We start from the raw sequence: 13,004 nt of genomic DNA on the forward strand, positions 1-13,004 counted from the left end.
CAATAGTTGTTCCTCGCTGTTGCTTAGACCTAGACTAGCCCATAAAATTCGCTCTTCATTTATACCGGATGGACAATTGTTTGAACGATGACCTGATCACCATCTCCGACCTGACCTTCAGTCACGGGGATCGGCTGCTGTACGACAGGATCAACCTGACCATTCCCCGTGGCAAGGTCACCGCCGTCATGGGTCCGAGCGGGATCGGCAAGACCACCTTGCTGCGCCTGATCGGGGGCCAGCTCAAGCCTGAGTCCGGTCACATCCTGTTTGACGGGGAAGACGTTCCCACGCTCTCCCGTTCACGCCTGTATGAAGTGCGGAAACGGATGAGCATGCTGTTCCAGAGTGGCGCATTGTTCACCGGCATGACCGTCTTCGACAACGTGGCCTTCCCGCTGCGGGAGCACTCCGGCCTGCCGGAAGAGCTGATCCGCACCATCGTCATGATGAAACTGCAGGCTGTCGGTCTGCGCGGGGCGGCCAAGCTGATGCCGTCCGAGCTCTCCGGTGGCATGGCGCGTCGCGCGGCCCTGGCGAGATCCATCGCGCTGGATCCGGATCTCATCATGTATGACGAGCCCTTCGTGGGGCAGGACCCCATCACCATGGCGGTGCTGGTGAAGCTCATCAAGGAGCTCAACGATGCCCTCGGCATCACCTCCGTCATCGTCACCCACGACGTGAAGGAGGTGCTGAGCATCGCCGACTACGCCTACATCATCGCCAACCGCAAGGTAGTGGCACACGGCACACCGGAGCAGCTGCGCGAGGAGCACAATCCCGAAGTCGAGCAGTTCCTCAAGGGATTGCCCGACGGTCCTGTTCCGTTTCATTTTCCGGCAGGTGACCTGCTACAGGATCTGTGATGTTGACAAGTCAGATAAGCAAGCTGGGCCGCAGCGGTGTGCGTTTCATCAACGCCGTCGGCCGGGCAACCATCATGCTGTTTCATGCACTGGCAGGACGGCCCCAGCCACGCAAGCATTTCCCGCTGCTGGTGCAGCAACTATATGTGGTGGGAGTGCAATCCGTCGCCATCATACTGGTGTCCGGCCTCTTCATCGGCATGGTGCTCTCCCTGCAGGGTTACAACGTATTGAAGGATTTCGGCGCAGAGCAGAGCCTGGGGCCTCTGGTTTCCCTCTCCCTGCTCCGTGAGCTGGGCCCTGTGGTCACCGCCCTGCTGTTCGCCGGTCGTGCGGGCTCCGCCCTCACCGCCGAGATCGGCCTGATGAAGGCCACCGAGCAGCTCTCCAGCCTGGAGATGATGGCGGTCGATCCGCTGCGTCGGGTCGTGGCGCCCCGCTTCTGGGCCGGGGTCATCAGCATGCCGCTGCTGGCCTTCATGTTCAGCCTGATCGGCATCTTTGGCGGCAAGCTGGTTGGTGTCGACTGGCTGGGGGTGGACGAAGGCAGTTTCTGGTCCGCCATGCAGGCCTCCGTCGACTGGCAGGACGACATCATGCAGGGCGCCATCAAGAGCCTGATCTTCGCCCTGGTGGTGACCTGGATAGCGCTCTTCAACGGCTATGATGCCAAACCGACCTCGGCCGGGATCAGTCAGGCGACGACCCGTACCGTGGTTCACTCATCCCTGGCCGTGCTCGGTCTGGATTTTATACTCACCGCAGTCATGTTTGGATAAGGGAAAGATGAAGTTCAGCAAAGTAGAATTTCTGGTTGGCGCCTTCATGCTGGCTGGCATCGCGGCCATTCTGGCATTGGCACTGCAAGTGGCGGGATTGAGTTTCAAACCGGAAGGAGAAACCTATACCCTGCGCGCCCATTTCGATAATATCGGCGGCCTGAAAGTGCGCTCGCCGGTCAAGGTCGGCGGCGTCGTCGTCGGTCGTGTCAGCGACATCACCCTGGATCCCAAAAGCCAGGTCCCCATCGTTTCCCTGCAGATGCAGAAGAGTGCCGGCGAGTTTTCCGAGACCAGCACCCTCTCCATCCTGACTTCTGGCCTGCTCGGTGAGCAGTACATCGGTTTGGCACCGGGGTTCAGCGATGAGGAGATGGGCACCAGCATGCTCAAGGATGGCGACATGATCGAAGACACCAAGTCCGCCATCGTGCTGGAAGATCTGATTGGCAAGTTCCTCTATAGCCAGTCCTCCCCGGCCAACACACCCGCAACCAAGGAGTAACCATGTTCAAGAAGATCGCCCTGATGCTGGGTCTGATGACCAGCATGCTGTTCTCCCTCGTCGCCCGTGCGGATGTCAATACTTCGGACCCCTATGCCCTCGTGGATCAGGCCGCCCAGCAGACCTTTGCCCGCCTGAAAGCCGATCAGGCCCAGGTGAAGAGCAACCCCGATCACCTGCGCGTTATCATCCGCGAGGAGCTGCTGCCCTACGTGGACAACCGCTTCGCCGCCTACAAGGTGCTCGGCAACCAGATCAAACAGACAACCCCTGCCCAGCGTGACGCCTTTGTGGACGTCTTCACCGAGTACATGGTGAGCTCCTACGCCGACGCCCTGGCACACTTTGACAAGCAGACCGTCAAGGTCCAGCCCGGTAAAGCCGCCGAGAGCAACATCACCGCCGTCAACGTCAGCGTGAAAGAGGCCGGCAAGCCGGACATCTTCCTCGAGTTCAAGCTGCGCAAGAACAACAAGACCGGCGAGTGGAAAGCCTTCGACATGGTTGCCGAAGGGATCAGCCTGCTCTCCGCCAAGCAGAACGAGCTGGGCGGCCTCATTCGCCAGAACGGCATCGATGCGGTGATCGCCCAGCTGCGTGAACACAACGCCAAGCCGCTGGTGATCAAGTCATGATCCTGAGCGGTGACTTGCAGGCCCCGCAGGTCAACGATCTGTGGCAACGCCGCGCCGACTGGTGGCAGAACGATCGGCTCGAACTCGGTGCCGTCACTACCCTGGATTCCGCCGGCCTTGCCCTGCTGGTCAAGTGGGCCAAGGCGGCACTGGCACGGGGTGCTACTCCGACACTGGTGGGTGCCTCCAACGATTTCCATACGCTGGCCAACCTCTACGGTGTGGCCAGCCTCTTTCATTCAACCCCGCTCACAACTGAGGACTCATAATGCAAGTCTCTGAAATTGAAGCGATACTCCTCGAGGCTTTGCCATTGTCCGAAGTCCATGTCAAAGGGGATGGCAGTCACTACCAGGTGATCGCCGTCGGCGACATGTTTGACGGCATGAGCCGGATCAAGAAACAACAGGCCATCTATGCCCCGCTGATGGACAAGATCGCCACCAACGAGATCCACGCTCTCTCCATCAAGGCCTATACCGACGCCGAGTGGAAACGCGAGCGTAAATTCCAGCTGCCCTCCTGATTTGGTAAAGAAGTAAACCATGGACAAATTCAAGATCACCGGCCCCTGCACCCTCTCCGGTGAAGTGACCATCTCCGGCGCCAAGAATGCCGCCCTGCCCATCCTGTTTGCCACCCTGCTGTGTGATGAAGAGGTTCAACTCTCCAACGTACCGCGCCTGAAAGACGTGGGTACCACCCTCAAGCTGCTGGAGATGCTGGGCGCCACCACCAAGGTCAACGGCAACGTGACCGTGCTGACCGGTGCGGTAAACAATCATGTCGCCCCCTACGAGCTGGTGAAGACCATGCGAGCCTCCATCCTGGCCCTGGGCCCGCTGGCAGCCCGCTTCGGTGCAGCAGACGTCTCCCTGCCCGGCGGCTGTGCCATCGGTGCCCGCCCGGTCAACCTGCATGTCCACGGCCTGGAGCTGATGGGCGCGAAGATCGTCATCGAAGAGGGCTACATCAAAGCCCGCGTCGACGGCCGCCTGAAAGGTGCCCACATCCTGATGGACATGGTTTCCGTGACCGGTACCGAGAACCTGATGATGGCCGCCACCCTGGCTGACGGTCGCACCGTGATCGAAAACGCCGCCCGTGAGCCCGAGGTGGTCGATCTGGCCAACTTCCTCAACGCGCTGGGCGCCAAGATCCAGGGCGCGGGCACCGATACCCTGACCATCGACGGCGTAGAACGTCTGCACGGTGGCAGCTACAGCGTGCAGCCCGATCGCATCGAGACCGGCACCTTCCTGGTGGGCGCCGCCGTGACCGGTGGCAAGATCACCTGCCGCAACACCGACCCCAGCCTACTGGAAGCCGTACTGGTCAAACTGGAAGAGGCTGGCGCCCTGATTGAAAAGGGTGACGACTGGATCACCCTCGACATGACAGGTCGTACCCTGAAACCTGTCACCATCAAGACAGCCCCCTACCCGGCGTTCCCGACCGACATGCAGGCACAGTTCACCGTGCTGAACGCGGTCGCCCAGGGCACCGGCATGGTCACCGAGACCATCTTCGAGAACCGCTTCATGCACGTGCCCGAGCTGGTACGGATGGGTGCCGACATCGAACTGCAGGGCAATGTGGCCATCTGCCGCGACACCCAGCAGCTCAAAGGTGCCCAGGTGATGGCGACCGATCTGCGCGCCTCCGCCAGCCTGGTGCTGGCCGGCTTCGTGGCCGAAGGGGCCACCATCGTCGATCGCATCTATCACATCGACCGTGGCTACGAAGACATCGAGCACAAGCTGCAAGGCCTGGGTGGTCGCATCGAGCGCATCAAGGAATAAGCTGGCTTCACCATGAGCCGACGATAAAAAGGCCCCCTCGCAAAGCGAGGGGGCCTTTTTCATGGCCGTGTACCAGATCGGACGGAGGGGATCAGTGCCCCGCCAGTTTCATCTGCTCGACCAGCACGGAGCCGGTCTTGAGGCTGGAACGCTCATCCTCATCACTGCCCACCGCCACGATATGGCTGAACATGTCGGCCAGATTGCCTGCAATGGTGATCTCCTCCACAGGATAGAGGATCTCGCCATTTTCAACCCAGAAACCGGCTGCGCCGCGGGAGTAATCACCATTGACGATGTTGACCCCCTGCCCCATCAGCTCGGTCACCAGCAGCCCGGTACCCATCTCCTTGAGCATGCCCTGGAAGTCCTGGCCGGTATTGGAAACCTGCCAGTTATGGATACCCCCGGCATGGCCCGTGGTGGTCAGGCCCAGTTTGCGGGCGGAGTAGGAGGTGAGCAGCCAGCTCATCAGCTCGCCGTTGCGGATGATGTCCATGTCGCGGGTGCGAACCCCTTCCCCGTCGAACGGGGTGCTGGCAAGTCCTCCCGGCAAGTGGGGGAACTCCTGGATGGTGAGCCACTCGGGCAGGATCTGCTTGCCCAGTTTGTCCAGCAGGAAGCTCGACTTGCGATAGAGGTTGCCCCCGCTGATTGCCATCACCAGATGGCCCCACAGACCGGCAGCGGTATCGGGGTGGAACAGCACAGGGGCATGGCGGGTGCTGATCTTGCGAGCCCCCAGGCGGGAAACAGTACGCTCCACCGCCTCGTCAGCGATGCGCTGGGGGCTCCACAGCCCGTCCAGGGAGCGGCTGGAGGAGTAGCCGTAGTCGCGCTGCATGTCGCCATCCTGCTCGCCGATCAGTACGCAGCTCAGGGAGTTGCGGGACGCTGCATAGCCTTTGACGAAGCCGTGGCTGTTGCCATAGACCTTGACGCCCAGGTGGCTGGAGAAACTGGCTCCGTCAGAGTGCTTGATGCGGGCATCCCGCCCCAGGGCCAGCCGCTCGCACTCGATGGCCAGCGCGATGCCACGCTGGGGATCCAGCTCGATTTGGTGGCACAGTTGCAGGTCCGGGGCATCCCAGGCCAGCAGATCCGCATCCGCAAGACCGGCGCAGTCATCGGGAGAGGTGTGGCGGGCGATCTCCATGGCCGCTTCCACGGCGGCGCGAATGGCCGGCTTGGTCAGATCCGTGGTGGAGGAGGAACCCTTGCATCCGTCGCGATAGACGGCGATGCCGAGTGCGCCATCCTTGTTGAATTCGATGCTTTCCAGCTCGCAGCCCCGGGTGTTCACCGAGAGGCCGGTCTGTTTGCTGATGGAGACTTCGGCAAGCCCCGCGCCCAGCCCTTTCGCTATCTCAAGGGCCTCGGCGACCACGGCCTCGAGATGGGATTGATCCTGGCGGATTTGATCTTGCTGGTCCATAACTCACATCTGTATGAAGGGAAGGAAAGGGGCTAAGCATATCAGACCCCTGCGCCCAGCGGGAGAAGCTGGTAACATATCCGCCAAACGTGAATGACAGGAATACAGAGACCGATGAGTCAATATCAAGACGACAACGAGTGGGAAGACTGGGGCCCCAGCAAGAGCCAGCTCAAGCGTGATGCCGAGGCCTTGCAGAAGATGGGGGAAGAGATCGTCTCCCTAAGTCACAGCGAGCTGGAGAAGATCCCCCTGGATGAAGAGCTTGCCGAAGCGGTCGAGCTGGGCCGCAAGCTCAAGCCGAAGAAGGATGAGTCCTTCCGCCGCCATCTCCAGTTCATCGGCCGTCTGATGCGTAGCCGCGATGTCGCCCCCATCGAAGAGGCCCTCTCCATCATCAAGATGCGTCACTCCACCGTGAACGCCCGCCTGCACCGCCTCGAACAGTGGCGCGAGCGGCTGATCACCGAAGGCGACAGCGCCCTCAACGAGCTGATGTCCCAGTTCCACGAGCTGGATCGCCAGAAGCTGCGTCAGCTGATCCGCACCACCAACAAGGAGCGGGAGCTGAACAAGCCGCCGGTAGCCTATCGCGAGATGTACCAGTACCTGCGCGGTGAAATTGAAGATCTGTTGTAAGTGATGACTCACGTCCACCTCATGGCGGCGTGCAGTACACAATCAAACGGGGCCGAAATGGCCCCGTTTTTTCATGCGATGTCCGCTCAGCTGCCCGCCATGCACTGGGTGTGAGTAGCGGGTTGCAGATAGGGTACCAGCAGGGGGGCCATCCCCTTGAGCACCTGTACAGGCAGCGCCGACGTGAAGCGGAACTTGTCGGACTGGCTGCCGGGTACATAGGCCGTCAGCGTGCCGAAGTGATCATCCCCGATGTAGAAGACGAAAGTCGCAGTCCGGTTGCGAGCCAGTGAACTGGTCACATTGCCGTAGCGACCAACCGTCTCGATCCGGTTGTCCCCGGTCCCCGTCTTGCCCCCCAGGGCCAGGACAGTACCATCCTGCAAGGCGAAGGCCCCGGCGATACGCCGCGCCGTCCCCCCTTCCACCACCTTGGAGAGTGCATTGCGCAAAGCGTTGGCCACCTCGGCAGGCATCACCCGCTCCCCCTGGGTGTTCGCCGGCTCAAAGACGGTGGCGAAGGGGGTCCCCTTGGCAAAGGAGAGGTGCTCGATGCGCAAAGTCGGTGCACGAATGCCGCCGTTCTGGATGATCCCCATCAGCTCGGCCAACGCTGCAGGACGATCGCCCGAGCTGCCCAGTGCGGTCGCCAGGGACGGAACCAGGTGATCGAACGGGTAGCCCAGGCGAGCCCAGCGCTGATGGATGTCGAGGAAGGCCTCAACCTCCAGCATGGTGCGGATCCGGCTATCCCGGGCACTGCGATGACGGGTCTTGAACAGCCAGCTGTAGACCTCCTGACGCTCGTCACGGCTGGCGGTTACCGCATCGGTAAAGGTGGCCTTGTCAAACTCCTTGAGATAGGCAAGCAACCACAGCTCGAGTGGATGCACCCGTGCGATATAACCTTGATCCGGCAGAGAATATTTGCCGGGGCCGTAATTGGTATAGAGCTGCTCTATGCGCTTCTCGGTCAATTTCTCCCGCGGCAGGCGCTTGGCCAGGAAAGCGGCAAAGTCGGCCTGGGAGGCTTCCGGCATCAGATAGCGATGCACCGCGGCGAGACGCACCGCGCTGGGTTTGAGACCATCGAGGAAGGTATCGAGCTGCTCTTCTGCACTTTTGCCACGATATTTACGCCAGAACCTCAGCAGATAGGTCTGGCCCTCTTTGTCGGCAAACTTGGCCAGGTACTCGGTACGGCGCGGATCCCTGTCATCTTTCAGCAACTGGGCACGATTGCCCTCCTTGTAGAGGCTGTAGCGGACGATGTCCCGCATCAAGCGCACGAAGGGCAGGTTGATGGATTCCCGCAGCGCATCACGAATAGGCGGGATGCGGCCGTTGTCTTCCTTGCGGAAGTTGTTGAAGGTGTGCATGCCACCACCGGTAAAGAAGCCTTCATAGGGGCTTGCTGAATACTTGCGGTCCAGCGCGGCCTCCAGCATCACCGGCAGGCTTCTGTCCTTGGTACTCATCAGATAGGCGATGGCCCAGCGGCTGATGTTGTCCTGATCGGACACTTCGATCTTTCGCAGGCTCTCCACCGGCATGTTGCCGTAGCTGTCATGCAACTCGGTGACAATCTCGAGATAGGTCGTCAGCACCCGCAACTTGGCGGTGGATCCCAGTTCAAGCTTGCTGCCCTCATTGATGTCGAACGGCTGGTCCGTGTTGTCGGTCTGCACCCTCACCTTGACCCCTTCCGGCGTCTTCTCGAACAGGGTAAAGCTGTACTTCACATCACCCGTCTTCTCCGGCGAGAGCAGGCGCTCACCAAACAGGCCCACCTGGGCTGCGAATGCAGGGTCTGCCAGTTGCTGCAGATACCGTGACACCTCGTTCTGCAGCGGCATGTTGAGGGTGGTGTTGGCCGTCAGATCCATGCGGTCCAGATCATAAAGCTGCACCCCGAGCTGACGACTGAGACGAGTGCGAGCCACCTGCAGCCCCTTGTTGTTGTTGACTCGAGTGATGGCAGGTGCCTGCAGGAAATCGCGGAAGACCAGCTTGGCCTTGAGAGCCGACTCCATCAGGGGGGGCGTGATCATTCCCTCCTGCACGAAGAGTCGCAGATAGCTGTCTGTCAGGGTAGACAGTGCTTCTCTACCCTGCGCCAGGTAATAGGAAGGACGGCGGTGGGCGATCATCAGGGAGACAACCTGGCGCAAGGCAAGGCCCTGCTCGGCCAGGGTAGAATCCTGGTTGCGAGCGGGATCCAGCAGTCGATTCACCTCATCGACATTGGCGCCAAACCAGACCCAGAGGCCATCACCGAGACCGTGCACCTCGCCATAACCGGGCGCCGCAGAGAGCGGGACCGAGTTGAGGTAGGCCCAGGCAACCAGCTTGCGGGCCTCCAGGGTCTCGGGCCCCAGCCGATAGGCACGAACGCTGGCCGAGACCATCTGGCGGATCTTCTCGGTCGGCGAAACGGTCAGTCCATCGGGAGAATGACGATACTTCTCCACCTGGGTCGCCAGGGTGCTACCGCCAGCAGATTGATCCTGCATATCCAGCGCCTTGCCCACCTGAGACAGCGCCGCCTTGGCAAAGCGCGGCCAGTCTACGGCCGGGTTGGCCAGCGGTTCCTTGTTGCTCAGGAGTTCACGGTTCTCGATAAACAGCAGAGACTGGATGACCAAGGGCGGTATGGCATTGAAATCCGGATAGTAATGAGTCGGATACTTGTACTGGTAGAAAGGTTCTGCACGGCAGTCATAGAGTGTCAATCCTGCCTGGACCTTCTCGGTATAAGGCACGAAGAAACCGTGGCTGGCGTAGTTGTAGAGCGCATCGGAAAAACGGACCTGTTCGCTCACCTGGTAGCCACGCTGAACGAGACGTTCCTGGATCATGGGCATCAGCACATAACCGAGTCGCTTGTCGAACGGGCCGTCGTCGGGGAAGGCAATTTGCTTGCTGGGGCCGGGTTCGATCTGATAGGTCAGGGTGGCCGCATAGCGGGAGATCTCCTGTGACTGCAGTCGGGAGGTCTTCATTTCATAACCCACCAGGGCGATCACGGCAGCCAGGCAAAGCAAAAAGATAAAACAGAACAACCAGCGCCACCAGGGTCGGCGTTTACGCTGCTGTTGCCCGTCCGTATTAGGTACGGATGAATCCTGAGATGCCACTTTATTTGAATCCGTCTGTTTTGATGCGCCCATATCAGCCCCACCATGGTTGCGCAATTTATTGTCTTTCAATCAAGCTTAGTCGTTTCAAGTCAAGGGCTTGAAATCTATTGACCGCTTTGCAGCGATGTTAACAGGGCGATTGTGAAAATGGGAGCCGATTGTTGCAACGCGGCAAGAGATCCGAGCTGCGGCATGAAAATGAAACACCGGCCAGAGGCCGGTGTTGACGAGAGCGGGGCGGTATTATTTGCTGGTGCTCATACTCTTCAGCTTGGTACTCAGCTCCTTGCGCTCCTTGGAAAGCTCGGCATTTTTGATGATATGGTCATCTACGCGCTCTTCATAATCGGTACGCATGTTGGCGATGATGGCCTGAACCTCGTCAATGCTCATACCGGGCTTGATATAGTCACTCAGGTTGTCGAGCAACAGTACCCGCTTCTGGTTGTCACGGATCTTTTTCTCGTTGTCCGCGATTTCACGCTTGAGCTTGTTCTGACGACGGGACATACGCACATATTCCAGCACATCGTTGAAGGTTGACTTGTTTACTTGTTCCATATCGGTACCACTGAGTGAAGGTGAATGAAAACAGGCGGAGAGTCCCATACCAGAAAAAGAAACCGAAACCATGGCACGGACCAACCCAGAATGCCCCTTACTCTACCGAGTTATGATTCAGATACAACCCCAATCGCAGCGCGGGCGGCGGGTTTAGACAGAACGGCTCCGACTGGGTTATTACGCTAAAAATGATGAAAACGGAGAGAGCCAACATGTGGGTTCAATGCGGCCAGAGCAGCCGCAACTTTTTCCGGTACAGGCAGGCAACAAGTGAACGACGAACAGCACCATAGTGCCCGCTTGCCCTCCAGTGAGTGCTGAATTTCAGGCAATAAAAAACCCCGCTCGAGTGAGCGGGGTTTCTTGTATTGGGTGCCTGGCAGTGTCCTACTCTCGCATGGCGAATGCCACACTACCATCGGCGCTACAGCGTTTCACTTCTGAGTTCGGCATGGGGTCAGGTGGTTCCACTGCGCTATTGCCGCCAGGCAAAATCTTAATCCAGAAAGCTGACGTGAATAACGACTTTGCTAGTTGCTTGTCATTATCACTGAATTTGTAAGTAGTTCACTCATTCGCTACAAGGCCAGAAACACTTCTTGGGTGTTGTATGGTTAAGCCTCACGGGTAATTAGTATGGGTTAGCTCAACGTATCGCTACGCTTACACACCCCACCTATCAACGTTGTGGTCTCCAACGGCCCTTTAGGACCCTCAAGGGGTCAGGGATGACTCATCTCAGGGCTCGCTTCCCGCTTAGATGCTTTCAGCGGTTATCGATTCCGAACTTAGCTACCGGGCAGTGCCACTGGCGTGACAACCCGAACACCAGAGGTTCGTTCACTCCGGTCCTCTCGTACTAGGAGCAACTCCCTTCAATCATCCAACGCCCACGGCAGATAGGGACCGAACTGTCTCACGACGTTCTGAACCCAGCTCGCGTACCACTTTAAATGGCGAACAGCCATACCCTTGGGACCGACTTCAGCCCCAGGATGTGATGAGCCGACATCGAGGTGCCAAACACCGCCGTCGATATGAACTCTTGGGCGGTATCAGCCTGTTATCCCCGGAGTACCTTTTATCCGTTGAGCGATGGCCCTTCCATTCAGAACCACCGGATCACTATGACCTACTTTCGTACCTGCTCGACCTGTCCGTCTCGCAGTTAAGCTGGCTTATGCCATTGCACTAACCTCCTGATGTCCGACCAGGATTAGCCAACCTTCGTGCTCCTCCGTTACTCTTTGGGAGGAGACCGCCCCAGTCAAACTACCCACCAGGCACTGTCCGCGAGCCCGATTCAGGGCCCTGCGTTAGAACATCAAACATACAAGGGTGGTATTTCAAGGACGGCTCCAGCGCAACTGGCGTCACGCCTTCAAAGCCTCCCACCTATCCTACACATGTAGGTTCAATGTTCAGTGCCAAGCTGTAGTAAAGGTTCACGGGGTCTTTCCGTCTAGCCGCGGGTACACCGCATCTTCACGGCGAATTCGATTTCACTGAGTCTCGGGTGGAGACAGCATGGCCATGGTTACACCATTCGTGCAGGTCGGAACTTACCCGACAAGGAATTTCGCTACCTTAGGACCGTTATAGTTACGGCCGCCGTTTACCGGGGCTTCGATCAAGAGCTTCGCTTGCGCTAACCCCATCAATTAACCTTCCGGCACCGGGCAGGTGTCACACCCTATACGTCCACTTTCGTGTTTGCAGAGTGCTGTGTTTTTGATAAACAGTCCCAGCCATCTGGTCACTGCGACTCCCGACAGCTCCATCCGCAAGGGACTTCACCATCAAGAGCGAACCTTCTCCCGAAGTTACGGTTCTATTTTGCCTAGTTCCTTCACCCGAGTTCTCTCAAGCGCCTTGGTATTCTCTACCCGACCACCTGTGTCGGTTTGGGGTACGATGACTTGTAATCTGAAGCTTAGAGGCTTTTCCTGGAAGCAGGGCATCAATGGCTTCCGCACCGTGGTGCGTTCGTCTCGTGTCTCAGTGTTGTGTCTCCGGATTTGCCTAGAAACACCACCTACGCACTTTCACCAGGACAACCGTCGCCTGGCCCACCTAGCCTTCTCCGTCCCCCCATCGCAATTACAAGTCGTGCAGGAATATTAACCTGCTTCCCATCGATTACGCCTTTCGGCCTCACCTTAGGGGTCGACTCACCCTGCCCCGATTAACGTTGGACAGGAACCCTTGGTCTTCCGGCGAGGAGGCTTTTCACCCCCTTTATCGTTACTTACGTCAGCATTCGCACTTCTGATATCTCCAGCATGCCTCTCGACACACCTTCGCAGACTTACAGAACGCTCCCCTACCACTCACGCTTAGCGTGAATCCGCGGCTTCGGTGCCTGGTTTGAGCCCCGTTACATCTTCCGCGCAGGCCGACTCGACTAGTGAGCTATTACGCTTTCTTTAAATGATGGCTGCTTCTAAGCCAACATCCTAGCTGTCTGAGCCTTCCCACATCGTTTCCCACTTAACCAGAACTTTGGGACCTTAGCCGGCGGTCTGGGTTGTTTCCCTCTTCACGACGGACGTTAGCACCCGCCGTGTGTCTCCCGGATAGTACTTACTGGTATTCGGAGTTTGCATGGGGTTGGTAAGTCGGGATGACCCCCTAGC

At 58.6% G+C, this 13,004-nt stretch carries 11 protein-coding genes and 2 rRNA genes (1 of these 13 cut by a window edge); 8 read left to right on the forward strand and 5 right to left on the reverse strand.

Annotation, left to right across the window (positions count from 1 at the left end; all coding sequences use genetic code 11):
- Positions 1–68 precede the first annotated feature (68 nt).
- Genes mlaF through murA form a run of 7 tightly spaced genes read left to right on the forward strand, consistent with a single transcriptional unit; the run spans position 69 to position 4,590 of the window.
- Positions 69–869, forward strand: coding sequence for a phospholipid ABC transporter ATP-binding protein MlaF (gene mlaF / locus C3F36_RS08300; protein WP_029314846.1), 801 nt, complete (start codon positions 69–71; stop codon positions 867–869).
- A complete protein-coding gene (mlaE, locus tag C3F36_RS08305; RefSeq protein ID WP_010675878.1) occupies positions 869–1,648 on the forward strand; it encodes a lipid asymmetry maintenance ABC transporter permease subunit MlaE in 780 nt (259 codons plus the stop codon). The genes mlaF and mlaE overlap by 1 nt, the downstream gene beginning before the upstream one ends.
- A 7-nt stretch (positions 1,649–1,655) precedes the next feature.
- Positions 1,656–2,153, forward strand: a complete 498-nt coding sequence (gene mlaD / locus C3F36_RS08310) for an outer membrane lipid asymmetry maintenance protein MlaD (RefSeq protein ID WP_010675879.1) — start codon at positions 1,656–1,658, stop codon at positions 2,151–2,153.
- A gap of 2 nt (positions 2,154–2,155) precedes the next feature.
- Positions 2,156–2,788 carry a phospholipid-binding protein MlaC gene (gene mlaC, locus C3F36_RS08315; protein WP_039040470.1) on the forward strand — a complete coding sequence of 211 codons (633 nt, stop codon included), beginning with the start codon at positions 2,156–2,158 and terminating at the stop codon, positions 2,786–2,788.
- Positions 2,785–3,057, forward strand: coding sequence for an STAS domain-containing protein (locus C3F36_RS08320; RefSeq protein WP_069652284.1), 273 nt, complete (start codon positions 2,785–2,787; stop codon positions 3,055–3,057). The genes mlaC and C3F36_RS08320 overlap by 4 nt, the downstream gene beginning before the upstream one ends.
- The gene (gene ibaG, locus C3F36_RS08325; RefSeq protein ID WP_104454889.1) at positions 3,057–3,314 is read left to right on the forward strand and encodes a BolA family iron metabolism protein IbaG; all 258 of its coding nucleotides are present in this window, start codon (positions 3,057–3,059) and stop codon (positions 3,312–3,314) included. Before C3F36_RS08320 ends, ibaG begins: the two co-directional genes overlap by 1 nt.
- Before the next feature lie 19 nt (positions 3,315–3,333).
- Positions 3,334–4,590, forward strand: a complete 1,257-nt coding sequence (murA, locus tag C3F36_RS08330) for a UDP-N-acetylglucosamine 1-carboxyvinyltransferase (protein WP_039040468.1) — start codon at positions 3,334–3,336, stop codon at positions 4,588–4,590.
- 91 nt (positions 4,591–4,681) lie between these two features.
- Here murA and pmbA read toward each other — a convergent pair whose 3' ends face one another.
- Entirely contained in the window at positions 4,682–6,025 is a 1,344-nt protein-coding gene (gene pmbA, locus C3F36_RS08335) for a metalloprotease PmbA (RefSeq protein WP_010672690.1), read from the reverse strand.
- 114 nt (positions 6,026–6,139) lie between these two features.
- Between pmbA and yjgA the strand changes: the two genes are divergently transcribed.
- Positions 6,140–6,664 (forward strand): ribosome biogenesis factor YjgA, encoded by a 525-nt coding sequence (gene yjgA / locus C3F36_RS08340; protein WP_324806246.1) that lies wholly within the window; start codon positions 6,140–6,142, stop codon positions 6,662–6,664.
- A gap of 86 nt (positions 6,665–6,750) precedes the next feature.
- Here the strand turns inward: yjgA and C3F36_RS08345 are convergent, their stop codons facing one another.
- The 4 genes from C3F36_RS08345 to C3F36_RS08360 form a co-directional block, all read right to left on the reverse strand.
- Entirely contained in the window at positions 6,751–9,834 is a 3,084-nt protein-coding gene (locus C3F36_RS08345) for a transglycosylase domain-containing protein (RefSeq protein WP_104454891.1), read from the reverse strand.
- 213 nt (positions 9,835–10,047) lie between these two features.
- Positions 10,048–10,365 carry a PTS system regulator TmaR gene (tmaR, locus tag C3F36_RS08350; protein ID WP_010672687.1) on the reverse strand — a complete coding sequence of 106 codons (318 nt, stop codon included), beginning with the start codon at positions 10,363–10,365 and terminating at the stop codon, positions 10,048–10,050.
- A 377-nt stretch (positions 10,366–10,742) separates the two neighbouring features.
- A 5S ribosomal RNA gene (gene rrf / locus C3F36_RS08355) occupies positions 10,743–10,857 on the reverse strand.
- A 121-nt stretch (positions 10,858–10,978) separates the two neighbouring features.
- Positions 10,979–13,004, reverse strand: a 23S ribosomal RNA gene (locus tag C3F36_RS08360); it runs 863 nt beyond the window's last position.

The sequence above is a fragment of the Aeromonas sp. ASNIH2 genome (genome assembly GCF_002934795.1).
GTDB lineage: Bacteria > Pseudomonadota > Gammaproteobacteria > Enterobacterales > Aeromonadaceae > Aeromonas > Aeromonas caviae.